This window comes from Paenibacillus andongensis, from assembly GCF_025369935.1.
Lineage (GTDB): Bacteria > Bacillota > Bacilli > Paenibacillales > NBRC-103111 > Paenibacillus_E > Paenibacillus_E andongensis.
In genome coordinates, this window is sequence record NZ_CP104467.1 from 7553558 (window position 1) to 7574635 (window position 21078).

The window sequence follows — 21078 nt, forward strand, 5'->3', positions numbered from 1 at the left end:
TTAAAGACCCAGCACCCGCCGCTCCTCATCCGAGAACATCCTCGAGCGAGTCAGAAAACGCCGCCCTTCCGGCCCCTCAAGCGAGAACATCCCGCCCCTGCCGGGCACCACGTCAATGATGAGCATCGTATTCTTCCAATAGTCGTATTGTGACTTGCTCATATAGAAGGGTGCGCCGCCTATATCCCCTAGCCATACGTCGCTGTCGCCGATAAGGAAATCTCCTTGCGCGTAGCACATCGGAGAGCTGCCATCGCAGCAGCCGCCGGATTGATGGAACATGACAGGGCCATACTTGGCCTTTACGATTTCGATTAGCTCTAGAGCGGCATCGGTAGCAACAACCTTGCTCACTTCTATCGTCATCGTACGGCTCTCTTAGAAGAAGCCCAGTGCGTCGGGGCTGTAGCTGACGAGTAGATTTTTGGTTTGCTGGTAATGGGCGAGCATCATTTTGTGATTCTCGCGGCCAATGCCTGAGCTCTTATAGCCGCCGAAGGCCGCATGGGCAGGATACGCATGGTAGCAATTCGTCCATACGCGGCCGGCTTGAATGCTGCGCCCCATCCGGTAAGCCGTGTTCATATCGCGTGTCCAAACGCCGGAGCCAAGACCATAGAGCGTGTCATTCGCAATCGCCAGCGCCTCTTCCTGATCCTTGAACGTCGTAACGGATAGAACCGGTCCGAAAATCTCCTCTTGGAAGATTCTCATTTTATTGTGACCCTTCAGAACTGTCGGCTGAATGTAGTAGCCGTCGGAAATATCTCCATCCACCTTTGCCCGACCTCCGCCGATCAGGCATTCAGCACCTTCCTCTGCACCGATATGGATATAGCTCATAATTTTTTCAACCTGCTCGGTAGAGGCTTGTGCGCCAATCATTGTTTCTGTATCCAGAGGGTTGCCCTGCCTGATGGCAGCGACTCGCTTCAAAGCTCTTTCCATAAATTGATCATAAATCGATTCCTGGATTAATGCGCGTGAAGGGCTGGTGCACACTTCTCCTTGATTCAGGGCGAACATCGCAAAGCCTTCAAGCGCTTTATTGAAGAAAGCGTCATCACGTGCGACCACATCCTCAAAGAAAATGTTCGGCGACTTGCCACCCAGCTCCAAGGTGACCGGAATCAAGTTTTGCGAAGCATACTGCATAATTAAGCGGCCTGTCGTCGTCTCACCGGTAAAGGCGATTTTCGCGATCCGGCTGCTCGAGGCAAGCGGTTTGCCCGCTTCAAGTCCGAAGCCGTTGACGATATTGAGTACGCCCGGTGGCAGCAAATCTTGAATGAGCTCTGTCAGCACCAGGATGGATGCCGGCGTTTGCTCAGCGGGCTTCAGAACAACCGCATTTCCGGCCGCAAGTGCCGGAGCAAGCTTCCATGTTGCCATAAGCAGTGGAAAATTCCACGGAATAATCTGACCGACAACGCCAAGCGGCTCATTAAAATGGTAAGCGACCATATTGTCATCTAATTGGCTGAGCGAACCTTCCTGGGCGCGAATGCATCCTGCAAAATAGCGAAAATGATCGATTGCCAGTGGCAGATCTGCCGCCAGCGTTTCCCGAACCGGCTTCCCATTATCCCAAGTCTCGGCAACCGCGAGCATTTCCAAATTCGCTTCCATGCGATCGGCAATTTTATTTAAAATAACGGCACGCTCCGCAACCGACGTGCGCCCCCATGCGTCCTTTGCAGCATGCGCAGCATCTAAAGCCAGCTCGATATCCTCTGAAGATGAGCGAGGAACCTCGCAGAAAACTCGGTTATTTACAGGTGATGGATTATCAAAGTATTGGCCCTTAATAGGCGCTGTCCACTGTCCTCCGATAAAATTCTCGTACCGTTTTTTGAATGTAACCTTTGATCCGTTTTGTCCAGGTTGTGCATAAATCATTTAGCTCAGCCTCCTTAAAATGGAATACGTTAAATATAATAGCAAGGATCGTGCCAACATATGGAGCGCCGTCCAATTAGGCTTTATGGTGAGCGCCTACTCTTTTTTGTACCGCTTTGAAACAACAGAAGTGTTCCATTTTGGGACATTCTTTCTTCCAGCTCTCCATTAATAAAAGCAACTATGATATGATCGGGTTAGGAAACCGATTGCAATGGAGGTGTTTATTTTTGCTATCCGTGGAAAATAACTTTTTATCAGAAGCGGCGGCGTCATCTTGGAAGCGCTGTCACGAACTTGGTTTAATGCCCACTGACCCCATTGACGATGACATCTTAACCGGAAGCCACATGCAATCTCTATTAAGGCAAAACGAGCAAACCATACATTACACGGAGCAAATATTTGAGCAAATGCACACAGGCATCAAGCAATCCGGCCAGATGGCGCTGCTAATCGATTCGGAGGGAACCATTATTCACACGGTCGGAGATATCGATTTCTCTCGCCGGGCGTTAGCGGTTCAGCTGCAAGTAGGAGCAAATTGGGCTGAAAGAAGAAAAGGAACCAATGCCATTGGAGTCGCCCTCGCAGAGAAAAAACCCGTACGTGTGCATGCTGAAGAGCATTATTTTAACTCCAATCACTTCCTGACCTGCGCCTCGGCACCCGTCTTCAATTCGATCGGCGAGCTGATCGGTATCATCAATATTAGCGGCAAACAAGAGAATTACCAGGCCTATACGTTTACACTTGCGTGTATGGCAGCCCATTCCTTGCAGAACAAAATTCTGCTGGAAGAGTCGAAGAAAGAACATCTCATTACCCTCAGAGAACTCGAGCATTCCTCACTAAATCATCCTTTGCCGCTGCTCTCTTTAAGCCGGGATAACCGCATCCTTCGAGCTAATCATGCCGCCATCCGAATGCTTGGAAGTGACGCAATTGGCAAAGTGTTTACGAAGTTGGAAGGCTTTTCGGTCGAAACCATACATAATGAGCATCAGAAGCTGTGGCAGTCCGTCTCCATTCAGAAGAAGGCGGCAAACGGACAGCATCTGTATGCGTTTAGGGACATTGTCGGCACGTGTCCGACCATCCTACAGAAGAAAGAGCTGGCCAAGAAGGCCGCCGCGACTGATTTTCCTGTCTTAATATTGGGTGAAAGCGGCGTGGGGAAAGAATTGTTCGCGCAATCCATTCATACTGCCAGCACCCGGTCGGCAGAGCCGTTCATTGCACTGAATTGCAGCGCCATCCCGGACAGCCTAGTCGAGAGTGAATTGTTCGGATACGCTCGCGGCGCTTTCACGGGAGCGAACAAAGACGGCAATGCCGGGAAATTCGAGGCTGCACACAAAGGAACTATTTTTCTCGATGAAATAGGCGACATGCCTCTTCGTGCGCAGGCTGCTTTATTACGAGTACTCCAGGAAGGCACGATTACTCCGGTAGGCAGCGCGAAAAGCAAAGCAATCGACATTAGAGTCATTGCCGCAACGAATAAGGACTTGGCCACTGAGATCAAGGCAGGCCGATTTCGGACCGATTTGTATTACCGGTTGAAGGGAATACATATTACGCTGCCGTCCTTACGGGAAAGAAGCGATATTTTGGCATTAGCCGAGCATTACCTCCAAAAGCATGCTTCGCCATGTCCATTCATAACGGAAGCAGCGCAGCAAAAGCTGTTAACCTACAGCTGGCCGGGCAATATTAGAGAGCTTAGCGGCATTCTTATGCAAGCGGTCTTTCTAGCTGGAGAACAGGCGATTGATGCTGAGCATCTATCATTCGAAGAGTCCGATGAGGCAGCGCAAGCAGGATCAGGCAAAGATCATCCACTCACGTTGAAGGATGCGGAAATCACGGCGATCAAGAAGGCGCTGAAGGCCTCGGAATGGAACCTTAGCAAGGCGGCCGGACAATTGAAAATTGGAAGAACGACGCTATATCGTAAAATTGAGGAGTACGGCATAACGTTATTTTAACGATATATTATTATAAATCTAGCACCCTATCTCATTGGAGATTGGGTGTTTTTTCATCGGTCTGTCAATGATATGATGAAATCATGTGGAAAGCATCGCTGTGAAAGGAGTACGGGTTATGTCAAAAGCAGATCATATGCTTTCTATCCTATGGTTGCTCAAATCTCAGAAGCGAATAACAGCTAAGCAGCTTGCTGAGAAGCTGGAGATTAACATCCGAACCGTCTATCGATACATCGATGCTTTATGTGCCAGCGGAGTCCCGATTATTGCCGATTCCGGGCATAATGGCGGTTATAGCATACTCGGTCAGTTCAATGAAGCTCCGCTTGTATTTGATCTAGATGAGCAAAAAGCATTGATTCACGCAGCAGCGTTTGCCCAAGAGGCGGGGTATCCGTTTGGAGAGAAATTAAGTCAGGCCGTCGCCAAGCTAAAAATGTATACCAATCAGGAACAACGCCATCAAATCGATCTGCATGAGCAAGGTCTTGACGTCATTCTTCCCCAGGCTGATGCTTCGCAAATATCCCTACTTCAAGAAGTGGAAATTGCGGTGGCTCAGAGCGTAACGCTATTTATGCATTATCAAAAAGGCTACGGTTCAGTAACCGAAGCTCGTCATTTAGACCCATACGGACTCGTTTGTTGGAAAAGTAAATGGTATGTGGTAGGTCATTGTCATCTTCGCAATGAAATTCGAAGCTTTCGTATCGATCGTATTCGCAAGTTGGCTACGACCGAGAAGACATTTGAACGGCCTGCTGATTTCTCGGCGCGCAAATTTATCCTTTCAGGTGTGCTGCCTGATTCGGATAAGCCAGATGAGCCCATCTCTGTCAAAATTACAGGAAGAGAGCAAGCACTAGATGATCTATGTGGTCATTGGTTTCTGGCCCATGCCTTGGTAGAACGTTCGCAGCTTGAAGCACATTTTAAACTGGAAGAGCGATACATCTTATTTAATCTTCCATACCTTCTTCTGACTTATGGGGGGACCCTTCACATTAAAGAGCCGCAGCTGCTGCAAAACCAGATGATTGAGATAACGAAAAATTTACACAATTATTATGCGGCTGCGCAGCTTGACTGACCGTTTCTGTCAGTGAAGTTGGGCTACAATGGGTCTTAGGTAAAACCTAAGGAGGAAAGATCATGAATTTATTACAAGTTCGTATTTTGGTAGATGATTTTCACAAAAGCGCAGCGTTTTATAGGGACCTATTAGAGTTGAAAGCTGACTGGTATGAGGAGACGATGGAATACGCATTGTTTAACACAGGCGCTGCTCGTATCGAGTTGCTATCCCGCAAAGCCATGGGCGAAGCACTGGGAGAGGATTTGGGGCAAAGCGGCAGCTATACAACGAATTTTGTACTCAATATTGAAGTTGAAAATATAGATGAAACCTACCATCGTTTATCCGATAAAGGCATCAAATTCGTCAAAGAACCATTTACTCATCCAACATGGAATGGACGACTTGCCCATTTTCGGGATGCGGATGGCACATTAATTGAACTCTATCAAGCAAAAAAGAAGGAGGATTGATCCGATGTCTACGCCAACTCTCAAAAATTACGAGTACCATGTATGGGCAAATAAGCGGGTTTTCGCACGTTTAGAGGAACTGCCGGAGGAGATTTTGCACCAGGAGATGAGCAATGTATTTCCAACCATCTATGCCGGACTTGTGCATATCTACCGAGTGGATACTGTCTGGTTGTCCGGCATAAAGGGAAACAGCTATGAACAAATCAAAGAGCTGCTCGTCACTGTTGAAGAAAAGACCAAAGGGAAAAGCTTGAAACAACTGGATGCCGCCTTCTCGGAGCTAGCTGAGGCTTACAAAGCCTTTCTGAATAGCGATGCCGATTGGCAAGCGGTGAAAGACTTTCCGCATCCAACCTATGGCGTCCTACATGCCAGCATCGAAGAGCTTATCCAGCATGTTGTTAATCACGGCACTTACCACCGCGGCAACATCACTTCGATGCTCCGTCAACTCGGACATGCAGGCGTACCTAGTGATTATGTGTTTTACTTGTATGATGTAAATTAGTACTTGTATGATGTGAATTAGAACTTGTATGATGCAAATTAATTATATAGTGTGGTATCATCGGCGATCGACGTTTCCATCAGTTCCTTGATCTCTTTGAGGTCATGGCTCTTGCCTAATGCCCACATCAATTTCGGAACAATCGCTTCTTTATTCATGTCCTTCGACGATATAATCTGTTCTCTGCCTACTCTTCGCCCAACTTCATAAAGCGTCAGATCGCCGCCTTCTTCCAAACATTGTGTCGTAATGACAACTGCGACTCCAGCTTCTACAAGCTCAATAATTTTCGGAAGAAGGTTGCGACCTTGGGTAGGAACCCCTCCTAATCCAAAGCCTTCGATGATCACACCTCTATAGTGCTGTTTCAGATAGTCAAAAAGCTCAGGCTTCGTACCTGGATGCAGCTTTAACAAAAAAACATCGGGACATAGCGATATGTCCAGCTTTATCTCTTGATTTTGAACAGGTACAACAGACGTTGTGTACTTGATTTCATCGCCTTCAAAGTAAGCTACATACGGATGATTGATGCTTTCAAAGGCATCGTAACTGCGGGTTCTCACTTTCACGGCTCTTGTCCCGTTGATCACCTTGCCGTCAAACACAATAAATACACCGCCGATGTTTTCACACGCAAATTGGGCAGCGTTACGCATGTTATGGATGGCATCTGTGTGATTGTTGTGGATAGGAACCTGTGAACCCGTAATAACAACCGGCTTACTCATATTTTGCAGCATATAGGAAAGCGCGGCTGATGTATAACTCATCGTATCCGTTCCATGCGTGATGACGAATCCATCGTACTCGTCATAATTCTTATACACGGCTTCCGCGATACGAACCCAAAATTCAGGCTGCATATTCGTGCTGTCAATTTCCATCAGTACATGACTGTCTACCTGATACAGGTGATTTTGTGCCGGCAAATAGCTGATCAGTTCATCGGCCGTCATCCCCGGGGTCAATCCATCCTCCCCAACCACAGACGCGATCGTTCCCCCCGTAGCTAACAAAAGTATCTTTTTCATAGAAACGTTCCTTTCGCGTGGTTTCCGGTTACATAAATGAGCAATACGTAGAAAACCTCTATGAAGGCCGTTCAACGATGAGCGACCTGCTAGAGGCGAGTTTGTATAACCATATTATATATCCATTTATAGGACTTTGCTAAGAAATGCTTGGGTACGTTCGTGTTTAGGAGAATCGAATATCTCGGAAGGTGGTCCTTCTTCTACGATATACCCTCCATCCATGAAGATGACACGATCGGCCACCTCACGAGCGAAGCCCATTTCATGTGTGACGACAATCATGGTGATCCCTTCATGGGCCAAATCCTTCATAACTTGCAGCACTTCGCCTACCATCTCGGGGTCTAAGGCCGAAGTCGGTTCATCGAATAACATCACACGCGGATTCATAGCCAGTGCACGGGCAATCGCTACGCGCTGCTGTTGTCCACCAGACAACTGGTCTGGGTACGCATCCCGCTTCCCGGCCAATCCTACTTTGTTCAGCAGCTCCATAGCTTTTTGTTCATTTTGCTTCTTATCGGTCTTTTTAATGTGCTTCGGGGCCAGCATGATATTTTCCAATACAGTCAGATGAGGAAATAAATTAAAGAGCTGAAATACCATGCCTACATTTTGGCGTAAATGATCGATATTCGTGTTAGGTGAAGTCACTTCGACATCGCCGATCACAACTTTACCAGACGTCACATCCTCAAGAAGATTCAGACAACGTAGGAATGTACTCTTTCCTGATCCAGAGGGTCCAATCACGCAAACCACTTCTTTCTCTTGGATCGTAGTCGAAATATCTTTCAGCACTTCGTTGGTACCGAATTTCTTTTTCAAGTTTTGTACGACGATCATTTGGAAGCATACCTCCTCTCAAATACGCGAGCTAAGCGGGATAAAGCATAGATGATAATAAAGTAGATGACACCTACGACTCCCCATATCTCAAATGCACGATAGTTGGCAGAGATAATAATCTCCCCGCTCTGTGTCAACTCGCTAATTCCGATGACGGACAAAAGGGAAGTATCCTTAATACTTACAATGAATTGATTGACAAAAGAAGGTATCATCCGGCGAATGGCTTGTGGTAAAATGACCAATCGCATTGTTAACCATTTACTAAGTCCCAACGAGCGTGCCGCTTCCATCTGTCCCCTGTTAATAGAGTTAATGCCCCCACGGAAAATCTCTGCTATATAAGCACCAGCATTCAAACTGATAGCAATAATACCTGCAGTTTCGGCCGGTATCCGAATATCTAAGAAAGCGGGTATACCAAAATACTCAAAAAAGACCTGTACTAACAGCGGTGTTCCCCGAATGATATCAACATAAGAAGAAGCAATAGCCCGAAGAGTTTTACTAGAAGAAACATTCATTAAACCCGTAATTAAACCTATAAAAAAAGCGATCGGCAAAGAGATGATAACAATTTTAAAGGTAATTAGAGCACCTTTCATCAACATGGGTAATGCATCTACAATAACCTGCAACGAGGAAGTCACCGGATCCCAACCCTTCCTTAATTATGGAATTCATAATGACGCTAACCTTCTGAAGCCCATCGAATATTGGGTGACAAAAGGTTAGCGCTTGTGTTATCTATTTAGTGGATTTTCCCATGTAAGTGCTAATGATTTCATCATATTTGCCATTCGCTTTTACCTTTTTGATTCCATCATTAATTTTTTTCATCAATTCTTCATTTTCTTTACTGATCGCAATACCGTAGTTATCACCGTTCAAACGATCCCCAACAATTTTCAGCTTGGAGTTAGGATCAATTGCGATCTTGTACGAGATCACTGGAAAGTCTTCTATCGTTACATCGGCGTTTTTGTTAGCGACTTCCTGATACATAGCTGGACTATCGTCGAAATACTTAACAGTTGCGCCATATTTTTTACCATATTCATCTGCTTGCTTAGCTCCGGATGTTCCTTTTTTAATAGCAATGACTTTCCCCTTCAAATCTTCTGGGGTTTTGATCGTTGTATTATCTTCCCGAACGATAAGCGATAGTCCCGCTTGATAATACGGATCCGAAAGGCCAACAACCTGTTTACGTTCGTCCGTAATACTGATGCCGGCAATTGCGCCATCCAATTGTTTGGATGTAATAGCAGGTATAATTCCTTTAAAATTCATAGGTTTTAGTTCAACTTCAAATCCTTCTTCTTTGGCAATTGCGTTGATTAAATCAATATCTATACCAATGTACTTGCCATCTTTTTGGAACTCGAAAGGGGGATACGTCGCATCTGTACCAAACGTGTATTTCTTAACGGCTGCTGCTGTTTGTGCAGGTTGCGTAGTTTGTGTAGTCTTATTATCTGTAGCTGCACCATTTCCACAAGCACTAAGTGTTAAAGCGATAACTGTTCCAAGTACTACTGATAAACCTTTTTTCATGTAAGAACCCCTTTTCTTCTATTAAATTTGAAATCAATGGATTGGATCACTTTGTAATTACATGTTACCTCCTGCTCTACAGCAACATACAGAATCCTACAAAAACAATTACACGACATGAAAATAAAGTTTACATGCTCGACGAGTAATTTAACTAGAAAAAATTGTATCCGATTACATTTCGTATCGGTATCTGTTTCATGTGATGATATATCACAGCGAAATAAAAAAAAGGAATTCAAACCTCTAGTCCTTACTATCTCCAGACCCCAGAGGTTGAATTCCTTGCTCAATTATTTAATTTTTCTAGGGTTTCCATATAAAATACTTGTAAAAACTTTTTGATGTTTACTTTTCCTTTATCGGGTTGCAGATCTTCGTCCATGACTTTCATCCTCATCCGAATATCCTGGAAATCAAAGTACAGCGGCGCATAATATTCGAACTTAGGATTACTATAATCGGTTAAACCAATGGAAGCCATATTATTTAAAGCAGCCATGATCGTCCGTCGAATACGTTGTTCAATTGCCTTGCTTTCCTTCTCAATATCTTTCTGGCCTTGTTTATAGGTGTGGGCGACAGACTCATACAATTCTTTTAAAGGAGGGAAGCTCGTTGCCTCTCTATGTTCAATGGCATTCTCCATTAAAGCTATAATGTCTTTACTGCCAATCTCACCGATGATTCCCAAATCCATTAGAATGGCCTTCACCACATCACGAACTTTTCGTTCTTTACGTGGAGAAGTTGGTCCAGCGATATCTAATTTGGCTAACGATTGCTTGATTTCCGAAACATAACGCTCATATTTCCACTGCTCATTGACTTTGTTCAAGACGTGCTCTACTTCCACACGATTAATCGGCTTATGAATAAAGAACTCAATTCCTTTTTGATAAGCTTCTCCTACCATGTCCTTATTTTCGATTTGTGAAATCATAATAAATTTTCCGTCATACCCACTGTTTTTTAATTGCGTGATTGTCTCAATACCGTCCTGATCAGGCATCAATAAATCAATCAACACGACATCCGGTTTCGATTTCAGGATCATTCGAGCCCCCTCCATGCCACCTTCCGCCGTCCCTGTAACCTCGCCAATGCCGCAATCATCAATAATATCTTGCAGCATACTTCTACAAACGACATCATCATCAACGATCATAATGGAAAGTGCCATCGACTCTACCCTCTTTAATTAGACTTGTTAGTGGAAGACGCACAACAAACTCCGTACCGCTTGCATTCTCTAATGATGCTACATTAATACTTCCCCCAAAGGAATGAACAATATCGCGTACATGAGAAAGACCGATTCCAGTTGCTGCTATCCCATCTTCATTGTATTTTGTCGTGTACCCAGGTTCGAAAATAAGTTCCTTCTTATGATCAGGAATTCCTTTTCCGGAATCTGTAACAATAAAATAAACGTCGTCTTCTTTTTCAAAGACCCGAATATGTATCGTTCCATTCTTCGCTATAGCTTCTACCGCATTGGCAACTAAATTATTAATGATCGTCAACAACGGCACATAGTGCGTCGTGTTCTGATTAAATGCCAGTTCTTTTTCAATGATAATCTTCTTCTTTAGCATTTCGCTATATTCTTGATTTCCCTTTACGACAAAGTGCATGATCTCCGAAAGACTCATATGAACAACAACTTCACTATCGAATAATTTCAACAAGCCTGCCAAAATACGTTGGGAATCCTTCTTCACTTCATGGATTTGTTGGGCAATTCCTAACGTGCGCTGACTATAGGCTTTGAGATTATCTTCATTTAGTTTCCGATAAAGGTCATAGCTATCCGCGGTAATCCCCTCGATAGTATCCATTGCTTTTCTCAAATAGAAGGCTTCTCCATACAAACCAGAGTTGATGTTTAGCATCTGCTCCATCCGTTTTTCCTGCTCCGCGTGTAGAAACCGCATCTGACTAATCACAATGCTGTTGTGCAGGCCGATTACAAAATAACTGCGTACTACTGCTATGACCATTATAAGGAACCATTCCTTAAAATAAAAGGTATTCGTACCGAGAAATACCCCACGCAATAATAACTCCGTTTCATTAGAAACGAAGTCAATTAATGCGATATATCCACCTAACATGAGGGGGTGAAGTTCTTTCAATCTTTGTCGAAGCCTACTCATGCCAAACGCAAATACGACATAATAACAACCGGCAGCCACATTATTCTGCAAGCTCTCCAGGATCGTATAGGAATGAACGTGAGTAATCCAATCTCCAGACTGAACGATCATGCTAAGGAACCCCGTTAGGATACCCGTTTTCACATAGGGCAGATGCGGCATGAGCAATAATAAAAACAAAAAGATACTAACCCCAAGACCAATGCGAAAATAATCGTTGCTAAAGGGATTAATCTTGAATTGTGCGCCGGTGGCCGTAGCTATAGCGATTACGATCATTTGCAATCTTTCGTTTTTCACTAAATTCTTCATCTTTCGACTCGCACCTACTTGAGGGGTCATATTTTATCCGCTACCCATGAACTTAATTTCTAATGCTTTATATTAACATACATAATTGTAACAAAAAAAACACCTAATAAACACGAGGTCTATTAGGCGATAATACAATCTTATTAAATGGCTGCTTTAACTTGTTTTGTATAGAAAAAGCGAACAATGAAGAAATAGACAACTTGTATAGCGGCAAAGACACACAGTACAATGGCGGATTCTGTAAACAGATTGTATTGAAACATATGGGATAAGGCCGTAAGTGCCACGCCCCCGTGGACAAGCGCTACAACAATAGGTGCGAAGAAAAGAAGCGCTGTTTGCCTGTTAAGCACTTTTTTCAATTCGATTTCAGTCAAACCCATTTTAGCAATTGCCTTAAATTTTTGTTTGTCGTCGTCTAAATCCGTATAGAGGCGGAAATATAGAAAGCTTCCAGCCGAAACGAAAAAGACAATTCCTATAAACAATCCAATAAACAAGACCGGTCCATAGGTTTTATTTAAGTCATACACTTCGTAATCAACAGCAGACAGATCATGGCGTCCAACTTGTCTAGTTATTATTTCTCCTGCTTGAATAATGGCCTGCTGCTGACTTCCTTTCGCCTGCCATACATGAAATCTTCTTTGTTCAATTGCATTGGGAAGCAGCTCATAGGCATCATCTTTGACGACATAATAATCATATAATTCCGTAAAAACTCTTGAGCTGACAATGACATTAGGCTGCAGGGTCATGCCTGATTGCAGCTTTATAGGCTGCTTCAGCTGTTTATCATCTCGGTTATTCCCGAGTCTTTCAAAATGAACAACTGCCGACTGCCCGTCTCGCAGGTTGATTTTACCCGCTCCAATTACACTTGCAAAGCGATTATAATCAGATTGCTTGGCGATCAATGTAAGAGTCTTCTGGTCGTTAATGCGATAGTAACTGAGGGTGGCTTGAGCCTTCACGGTCTCGATTTGCTTGCTGCCTAATTGTTCATCGATGAAAGCGATATCCTTCACTTCTTTATCCTTACTTTTGTCCTTGTCTGCCGTATAGGTTACCGTGTAAGGGTTTTGTTTTTTCATTGAACCTGTGGCTAGCGATTGAAATCCATAAAGTGACCCAATGGCGCTAAAGGCTACGGTTGAAATGATGGCCACCATGAAAAATGTCCGCGCATTATCCTTCATTCGAAACGAAAGATCAGCGAACAGCAGCATATTTGTTTTCCGCCAGAAGATAGAATCCCTGTTCTTTAGACTGCGAATTACATAAACACTTAATTGGGTAAACAACAGATAGGTACCTATGATCACCACAATAATTACTGGCACCATAACAACGAAGACAAACGTTCCTTTCGCAATCAAAGCAAAGAAGTAACCAATCCCGAGCAATGCAACAGCTGTTATGGTTAAAAGTACAGAGGCCTTTGGCTCTCCTTTGGACTTCTTATCTCCTTTAATCAGGTCGATTAATTTTCCGCTGCGCAGGACAAAAGAAACAACAAATGAAATGACCAGAAACAAAATGGTAAAAGAAACAAACGACATGATCATTGCCTTCAATGGAAGATAGAAATCCAACTCTGTTCCTATGATCAGAACGTTTTCAGCTGTTAGCAAGATTCCTTTTGCAAAGACTAATCCTAGGCCAATGCCTCCAATTGTGGCGAAAAATCCGATGAGCATGTTTTCACAAAATACCATCGAACGGATTTGTCTTGTGGACGTTCCAAGCATCATCAATAATCCAAATTCTTTCTTACGAGACTGCAAAAAAGAGCTCATCGAATACAAAACGAAGAAAAACGAAAAAACGTAAATGATGCCTGAAGCCACATTAAGACCAAAAGTTGCTTTGGAATTCACAGCTTCTCCGTTCAGAGCCGGATGAAAAGCAAAGATTGCAAATGTGAAAAATACCATCACCATGAACATGCTGCTTAGAAAATAGGCCGCATACAGTCTCTTATTGCGTGTGACGTTATTAAACGCGAACTGACGAAAGGTCATTTGCGTTACCTCCCAATAAAGAGAGTGTATCGATAATCTTCTGGAAGAAAATCTGACGATTATCGCCGCGATGAATTTCGGAATAAAACCTTCCATCCCGGATGAAGACGACTCGGTTGCAATAGCTGGCTGCTTGAGGGTCATGCGTTACGAGCATCATCGTTGTTTGTTCGGTTTGATTAATGGATTCAAGCATTTCCATAACATCCTTCGATGCTTTTGAATCCAGATTTCCAGTCGGTTCATCTGCAAGCAATAGCTTAGGCGTATGAATCATTGCCCGGGCAACTGCCGCTCTCTGCGCCTGTCCGCCAGATATCTCGTACGTGCGTTTTTTCATAATCTCAGTAATCCCAAGTTTCTTGGCAATTTCATTTGCCTTCTGCTTCATCTCACTGACTTTTTTTCCATCCAACGTCAAAGGCAGGACAATGTTTTCTTCAACCGTTAACGTGTGTAATAAATTAAAGTCTTGAAACACAAATCCGAGCTCACGCCGGCGGAATTTCGCTAAGTCGTTTTTGCTTAGATGATGCGGATTATGGCCAGCGATTATGATTTCACCAGTTGTCGGTTCGTCAATGGTTGCGATCATATTCAGCAAGGTTGTTTTACCGCTTCCAGACGGACCCATGATGCCAACGAATTCACCTGATTCAATGGTTAAATTGATATCCGTTAAAGCGCGGTAGGCGATCTTCCCCTCATAGATTTTACTTACTTGTTTCACTTTCAGCATCACGAAAGCCCCTTTCAAATCGTCCTCATTCGATCTGTGATTAGTGTACCGCGATCGACCGAATCCAACTATTGATTCATCTTTCACTTTCCTTACACGGATGTAAGGTTTTGCGATGACGCGAAAATAATCCGAAACGTTGTACCTTCGTAAACTTCCGAATTAAGTTCTATGCGATGTCCTAGATGCTCGGCTGCCTCTTTCGTTAAATAAAGACCCATTCCCGTCGACTCTCTGAATTTACGCCCATTTTCCCCTGTATAGAAAGGGTTGAAAATACGGGTTTTATCCGTATCCGGGATACCCACTCCGAAGTCAGTTACCTCCAAAATCGCTTCTTTATCTCTTTCATATAGAGAAATGATCACTTTCTTGCTTTTCCCAGCTGAATATTTCACCGCATTATTGACTAATTGAGAAAGCATAAAGAAAAGCCATTTTTCATCCGTCTCCACGACGATTCCTTCCTTCATCTCCTGCAGCTGAGGATAAACTTGATTACGGATATAGAATCGTTTATTTTCCTGGTTCACTTCATTCACGATTTTGGACAGAACGACAGGTTTGACATGAAAATCCTGCTCAATGGTTCGAAGACGCGCCATATACAGAATCGTATTTAACCCCGTTTTCATTCGTTCCGTCTCTTCGCGAATATAAGAAGAATCCGGTTCATCCAAATTCTGAGCGGTAAGTTCAATGACGGACAGAGGTGTTTTCATCTGGTGTACCCATTGGTCCATAAACTTCAGATGCTCCTCTTGTCGATGCTCTGCTGTTTTGATTTGTTGTTGGTAATGCTTATACTGATTTCTTAGCAGCTTATTAAAAGCTTCCGACACAGGGGTTTGCTCCGGTTTCTGGAAGGAATCATCCAGTGACTCCAGTGGGTTGCTGAGGCGCTGATAGAAACGGCGGCGGCTGAAGTAAAGATATAACAGATAGCATCCAAGAAAGAAAAATCCCAGGAAAATGGCATATAGAGCAGGCGCCATATTGCGATATCCATCAAGCCAGTAAACACCAAGAATCGTTATAAATTGTATGATTTGCAAGGCCAGCAATAGCCTATGCTCTTTGATAAATAGCTTCATTAATCTCCCGCCTTCGTCCATGTAACGTTCAGACGATAGCCGGCGCCCCTTACCGTTTCCACCGCATCTTCAATGCCTAGTTCATGGAATTTTTTCCTAACGCGTGTAATGTTTACATTGAGTGTATTTTCATCTACATACGCCTGATCGTCCCATAACTTTTCAAGTAAATCTTCACGACCAGATACGCGCGGATAGCGCTCCATCAGGCTTTCGATAATGTCGGCTTCTTTTTTCGTCAGGGAAGCGGCCTTTGTACCGAATATGAATTCCAGCCTTTCTGGATAAAGCTTAAGTCCGTCTCTTTCCAATACTCGCTCGCCAACCTTCACCGCGTATTCCCCGTAAGCACGCCGAAGATGACTGCGAATTTTCGCTAAAACAATTTCAGCATGAAACGGCTTCGTAATAAAATCATCCCCGCCATTTTCCAGCGCCATGACCTGGTCCATTTCACCGGTTCGCGCTGATATAAATATCACAGGACATATCGATTGCGTACGAATCTGCCGGCACCAATAATACCCATCATAGCTGGGTAAATTGATATCGAGAAGTACAAGATCCGGCCTATTTGTATGAAAGTCATCCATGACATGATCAAAATCAGCTGCTAATGTTACGTTATATCCGTATTTTTTTATGTAAGACTGTAAGAGCTCAGCAATTTTGGGATCGTCTTCAACGATCATAATGGTTTGCATATCTGTCTCTCCTTCCGATTGGCGGCGCACTTTTAGTATGAATAAAAAAGACTGCCAAGTAAACAATATGCAAATAAATAACAATTTCAGGAGGACTTATAATGGTTGGCATATTGGAAGCAGCAATTACTACAATTAAATCTTTGACAGATGAAGAAAAACCCCACCCTCTTCATGTAGGTGAGGTGATGGCTTGTTGGATTTACTTAGCGGGCCTTGAAGTTGCCAAAGCAACGGTCCAAGCGGGTATAAACACAACGTATGATGAAGATCTGAAAGCAATACTTAAGGAAGATTTGGAACTCAATCATAATCAACGGGAACGTCTCTATGATTTCATGCTGAAGGAAGGAATAACTTTACCACCTGCTCATGAGAATATGCCTCAATCAGATCCTAATAGTATTCCGCTTGGCGTTAAATTGACGGATGACGTACTTGCCAACGAATTATCGTTTAAAATCGTGAGTTTGATTCTCCGTGCCGCAGGTGCCAATGCAGAATCGATTCGGACAGATTTTGGCTTAATATTTCTTCAATTCCAAGCGGAAAAAGTTATGCTTGGGGCAAAATTAAAACAATTAATGATGCAACGCGGGTGGATAAAAATACCGCCATATTTCATTCCGCCTGGCTCTCCACAAACATCAACGTAAACATTTATGGGACCGACATAAACAAAATGACTGGATAAGTATATACTTGTCCAGTCATTTTGTTTACGAACGGTTCTTTAAGAAAATGGATAGTTCTTCACCGGATACGGGCCGGCTAAAAAAGTATCCTTGCGCTTCGTTGCATTGTCTCTGCCTAAGAAAATGTAACTGCTCCTGCGTTTCAACGCCTTCCGCAATCACTTTTAAATCCAGATTGTGTGCCATATCGATGATGGTATGAACAAGTGCTGCATCCTTTGAATCCTCAAAAATATTGCTTGTAAAAGAGCGATCGATTTTTAAGCTGTCGATGGGGAAAAGCTTCAAATAGCTTAAAGAAGAATATCCGGTTCCAAAATCATCAATGGATAGATGAATACCCATTTCTTTAAGTTTTTGCATAGTCGTAATCGCATACTTCGAATCTTGGATGATGCTCTCGGTTAGTTCAAGCTCCAGATATTGAGGGTCAAGTTCCGTTTCTTTTAACGTGTTACTGATCATCTCAACTAAATTATTTTGTTGAAATTGACGGGACGATATATTTACAGCGATACGTAAAGGTGGGTAGCCTGCATTTTGCCAAATTTTATTTTGGTGGCACGCCTCATAAAGCACCCATTCGCCTATTGGGATAATAAGTCCCGTTTCCTCCGCTAAAGGGATAAACTCATCGGGAGAGATATGTCCCCACTCCGGATGCTGCCAACGGATCAGGGCTTCTACTCCAATCACTTTACCGGAAATAACATCAATCTGTGGCTGATAGTAAACCTTAAACTCACCGCGTTCCAACCCTTTGCGAAGTCCCATCTCTAACTTCATTTTTTGGGATACAATTTCATTCATATCAGGTGTATAAAACTGGAAATTATTCTTTCCTTGCTCTTTAACACGGTACATGGCTGTATCCGCATTCTTGATCAAGGTCTCTATATCCCTGCCATCGGCTGGGAACAAGCTAATCCCAATCGATGGGGTTACGAACATCTCATGCTCACTTAACACAACCGATTGCGTGAATAATTGGACTATTTTTTGGGCTTTTTTCGTAACCTCATCCGAAGTCGTGTTAGGGAGAAGCACAACAAACTCATCTCCACCTTGCCGTGAAACGGTATCCATTTTACCCATGCTGTCTCGAATTCGCTTGGCAACCTCAATCAATAAACGATCACCCATGGCATGACCTAACGTATCATTGATATATTTGAAACGATCCAAATCGATAAACATAATTCCTATGGTCTGCTTATTTTCCTTTGCCTGATCTAAGGCTTGCGTGAGGCGGTCATTGAGCAAATGTCGATTTGGCAGTCCCGTCAAAGGATCCAGATAAACCATTTGATTGATTTTTTCTTCGGCTTTTTTTCGTTCCGTAATATCTCGAATGATGCTGCTGAAGTAAGTGTTTCCTTCTTCTACCCAAGTGGCAAGAGAAAGATCGATGGGAAATTCGCTTCCATCTTCTCTCAGTCCCTGTAATTCGACGGTTTTCCCAATAACGTGTGGAGTACGTGTGGAAAGGTAACGTTCCATTCCCTTTTTATGAGCTTCTCTGTATCGTTCAGGTATAATAATTTGCAGTTTTTTGCCTATGGTGTCCTTTTCTTGATATCCAAAGATGAGCTGGGCTCCGTTGTTCCATGAAATAATGGTGCCCGTGCTGTCGGCTAAAATAATAGCGTCGTTAGCAGACTCGATCACGGAACGGAATTTTCTTTCTGACCCCAAAGATTGTGATTCAAAACGGTTTTCAATAAAGGTGCTGATAAACACCAACCCCAAAATAATGAGCATGCCAATTCCAATCGAATACGCTAGAAGGGTATTATCGAACGAGGCTCCATGCAAGCTGATTTGTTGATGATCGTGTCTGAACGTTGCCGCCGACATCCCGGTGTAATGCATACCCGCTATAGCTATCCCCATTACGAGGGCACTTCCTGCTTTTCTCCACCTAAAACCTGGTTTATTCGAATGTTGTTTTGCCAAAAACAACAGAAGCAAAGCTACTAAGGATACGACAAAAGCAATGATGGCAGAAAGAGCCCAAAGAAAAGAATTATATGTAATTGTTGCTTCCATCACCATGGCTTCCATCCCGGAATAATGCATAGAAACTATGCCAATCCCCATGAAAAAGGCACCTGTGATAACTTGAAATTTACGCATGGAAGGCTGACTTACTATATGTAAGGCTAACCCCGATGAAAGAATCGCAGGAATAATTGAAACAATGACCAGCGTTACATTGTAGGTGACAGGGACGGACAAATGGAAAGCAAGCATAGCTATGAAATGCATGGACCAAATGCCCATCCCCATCGCAAATGCTCCGCCAGATAACCATATGTAACGTGCATTGCCTTTTGCTTTATGTATATGGATTCCTAGATCCAATGCAGCAAATGAAGCAATGATTGCGATAAGAATAGAAAGAAGGACAAGGGGGAAGTCGTAGGTGTTAGAGAGTGTCTCCATCATCAATATTTTAAATCTCCTTATTTGTCTCAGAAAACGACATTTTCCAATTATATTCGACTAGTTTCCTTCTATTCCCTGCTTAAATAATTCAAGTATTATGGAAAGAACTATCTTTATTCAACACAAAAAGATCAGGCCAGGAAAAAGCTCTCCCGACCTGAACGTTACCTATATTGATTATATTCTCATCAAAGCTCGTCGCTCCGCTTGTGGTTTACATTGATCACATACGCCTAGTACCTGACCACCTTCTGATGCATAAAAATGAAGCCGTTTGGCTTTTTTGCGACAAAAACTACACGTTTGTTTATTTACCGAATTCTTTTTTTGTTTGAGTGATAGTTGAATTACTTTCCTTGTCTCCAGTTTATCTCTCGTCTTGCCTGCAAACAGGAACAAAAAAATTAGTACGATGATCAAAATAATGATCAAGATTAACCAGTACATGCTGATCCCTACCTTTGAAATGACCTATTCCGTTATTTTCCTTAAAGCAGCCTCTAATGCAAGGATAACCTTATCACACCAACGATCAAATTCCTTATCCTCTGTTTGATGTTCCGGATGGGCCAAAATATAGGCGATCGTTTGCCTAATCCCTTGATCAAATCGCGTGCTCGCAACAAATTCGGGAACAAGTCGTTTCAGCTTTGAATTATCAAATACGACCGAATTGGCCTTATCTCCTAGCAACCCGCCCCTGTAATCCTCCTTACTGCAAGCTGCCAGAAATTCAGATGAAACATGGACAGCTTTGAGCTTTACTCCAAGAGCGTCAGCAATGACCTCGTAAATTTGATTCCAGGTAACCGTCTCATCTGAAGTGATATGAACGGACTCACCAATCGCATGAATATTACCCATTAAACCAATAAAACCTTTAGCAAAATCACTATTGTGTGTCATTGTCCACAGGGAAGTACCATCTCCATGAATAATCACTGGTTTGTTCTCCAGCATTCGCTTGGCAACCTGCCAGGTACCCTTACTTCCATGTACGCCAAGTGGGATCGCACGTTCACTATAAGTGTGACTTGGTCTTACGATCGTTATTGGAAAGCCATTCTCACGATACTGTTTCATCAAATATTCTTCACAGGCAATCTTATTTCTAGAATACGCCCAATAAGGGTTTGATAAAGGAGTTCCCTCCGTAATTCTATAGTCGGATAAAGGCGTTTGGTAGGCAGAAGCAGAGCTAATAAACATAAATTGTTTTGTTTTATCCTTAAATAAGCGATAATCTCTTTCCACCTGAGCCGGTTCAAATGCTATGAAATCAGCGACGACATCAAACTCCAAGTTCTCAATAAGCTTAGATACCTGCTCTTCATCATTAATATCTGCTTTTATAATATTTACGCCCGCTGGCAAGTCCTCATTCCTTGTGCCTCTATTTAGAAGATAAAGCTCGCATCCTTTTTCTAACAACTGCTTAGTGATTGCAGAGCTGATCGTCCCTGTACCTCCGATGAATAGTGCTCTCATATCAAATCCACCTCCGT

General features: G+C 43.2%; 19 protein-coding genes. 5 read left to right on the forward strand and 14 right to left on the reverse strand.

What is annotated here, in order from left to right:
- Positions 1-366, reverse strand: a complete 366-nt coding sequence (locus NYR53_RS33885) for a DUF779 domain-containing protein (protein ID WP_261303333.1) — start codon at positions 364-366, stop codon at positions 1-3.
- 12 nt (positions 367-378) lie between these two features.
- Positions 379-1899, reverse strand: coding sequence for an aldehyde dehydrogenase (gene adh / locus NYR53_RS33890; protein WP_261303334.1), 1521 nt, complete (start codon positions 1897-1899; stop codon positions 379-381).
- A gap of 239 nt (positions 1900-2138) precedes the next feature.
- Between adh and NYR53_RS33895 the strand changes: the two genes are divergently transcribed.
- The 4 genes from NYR53_RS33895 (at position 2139) to NYR53_RS33910 (ending at position 5952) form a co-directional block, all read left to right on the forward strand.
- Positions 2139-3890 carry a sigma-54-dependent Fis family transcriptional regulator gene (locus NYR53_RS33895; RefSeq protein ID WP_261306614.1) on the forward strand — a complete coding sequence of 584 codons (1752 nt, stop codon included), beginning with the start codon at positions 2139-2141 and terminating at the stop codon, positions 3888-3890.
- 118 nt (positions 3891-4008) lie between these two features.
- The gene (locus NYR53_RS33900) at positions 4009-4983 is read left to right on the forward strand and encodes a helix-turn-helix transcriptional regulator (protein ID WP_261303335.1); all 975 of its coding nucleotides are present in this window, start codon (positions 4009-4011) and stop codon (positions 4981-4983) included.
- 62 nt (positions 4984-5045) lie between these two features.
- A complete protein-coding gene (locus NYR53_RS33905; protein WP_261303336.1) occupies positions 5046-5441 on the forward strand; it encodes a VOC family protein in 396 nt (131 codons plus the stop codon).
- Between the two features lie 4 nt (positions 5442-5445).
- Positions 5446-5952 (forward strand): DinB family protein, encoded by a 507-nt coding sequence (locus NYR53_RS33910; protein ID WP_261303337.1) that lies wholly within the window; start codon positions 5446-5448, stop codon positions 5950-5952.
- 38 nt (positions 5953-5990) lie between these two features.
- Here NYR53_RS33910 and NYR53_RS33915 read toward each other — a convergent pair whose 3' ends face one another.
- The 10 genes from NYR53_RS33915 to NYR53_RS33960 form a co-directional block, all read right to left on the reverse strand.
- Positions 5991-6986, reverse strand: coding sequence for an asparaginase (locus NYR53_RS33915; protein ID WP_261303338.1), 996 nt, complete (start codon positions 6984-6986; stop codon positions 5991-5993).
- 126 nt (positions 6987-7112) lie between these two features.
- Positions 7113-7835, reverse strand: coding sequence for an amino acid ABC transporter ATP-binding protein (locus NYR53_RS33920; protein ID WP_261303339.1), 723 nt, complete (start codon positions 7833-7835; stop codon positions 7113-7115).
- Positions 7832-8488, reverse strand: a complete 657-nt coding sequence (locus NYR53_RS33925) for an amino acid ABC transporter permease (protein ID WP_261303340.1) — start codon at positions 8486-8488, stop codon at positions 7832-7834. Before NYR53_RS33925 ends, NYR53_RS33920 begins: the two co-directional genes overlap by 4 nt.
- A 97-nt stretch (positions 8489-8585) precedes the next feature.
- Positions 8586-9395 carry a transporter substrate-binding domain-containing protein gene (locus tag NYR53_RS33930; RefSeq protein WP_261303341.1) on the reverse strand — a complete coding sequence of 270 codons (810 nt, stop codon included), beginning with the start codon at positions 9393-9395 and terminating at the stop codon, positions 8586-8588.
- A 289-nt stretch (positions 9396-9684) separates the two neighbouring features.
- Positions 9685-10578: a response regulator gene (locus tag NYR53_RS33935; RefSeq protein WP_261303342.1), complete on the reverse strand. Its 894-nt coding sequence runs from the start codon at positions 10576-10578 to the stop codon at positions 9685-9687.
- A complete protein-coding gene (locus NYR53_RS33940) occupies positions 10553-11866 on the reverse strand; it encodes an ATP-binding protein (RefSeq protein ID WP_261303343.1) in 1314 nt (437 codons plus the stop codon). The genes NYR53_RS33935 and NYR53_RS33940 overlap by 26 nt, the downstream gene beginning before the upstream one ends.
- A 143-nt stretch (positions 11867-12009) precedes the next feature.
- Entirely contained in the window at positions 12010-13893 is a 1884-nt protein-coding gene (locus tag NYR53_RS33945) for an ABC transporter permease (protein ID WP_261303344.1), read from the reverse strand.
- The gene (locus NYR53_RS33950) at positions 13868-14632 is read right to left on the reverse strand and encodes an ABC transporter ATP-binding protein (protein WP_261303345.1); all 765 of its coding nucleotides are present in this window, start codon (positions 14630-14632) and stop codon (positions 13868-13870) included. Before NYR53_RS33950 ends, NYR53_RS33945 begins: the two co-directional genes overlap by 26 nt.
- Positions 14633-14724: 92 nt before the next feature.
- Entirely contained in the window at positions 14725-15726 is a 1002-nt protein-coding gene (locus NYR53_RS33955) for a sensor histidine kinase (protein WP_261303346.1), read from the reverse strand.
- On the reverse strand, positions 15726-16430 hold the full coding sequence (locus tag NYR53_RS33960) for a response regulator transcription factor (protein WP_261303347.1): 705 nt from the start codon (positions 16428-16430) through the stop codon (positions 15726-15728). Before NYR53_RS33960 ends, NYR53_RS33955 begins: the two co-directional genes overlap by 1 nt.
- 101 nt (positions 16431-16531) lie before the next feature.
- Between NYR53_RS33960 and NYR53_RS33965 the strand changes: the two genes are divergently transcribed.
- On the forward strand, positions 16532-17086 hold the full coding sequence (locus tag NYR53_RS33965) for a DUF3231 family protein (RefSeq protein ID WP_261303348.1): 555 nt from the start codon (positions 16532-16534) through the stop codon (positions 17084-17086).
- A 63-nt stretch (positions 17087-17149) separates the two neighbouring features.
- On the opposite strand, the gene NYR53_RS33970 is transcribed toward NYR53_RS33965, so the two are convergent.
- Positions 17150-19573: an EAL domain-containing protein gene (locus NYR53_RS33970; protein WP_367618683.1), complete on the reverse strand. Its 2424-nt coding sequence runs from the start codon at positions 19571-19573 to the stop codon at positions 17150-17152.
- Between the two features lie 471 nt (positions 19574-20044).
- A complete protein-coding gene (locus NYR53_RS33975; protein ID WP_261303349.1) occupies positions 20045-21061 on the reverse strand; it encodes an SDR family oxidoreductase in 1017 nt (338 codons plus the stop codon).
- Between the last annotated feature and the right edge of the window lie 17 nt (positions 21062-21078).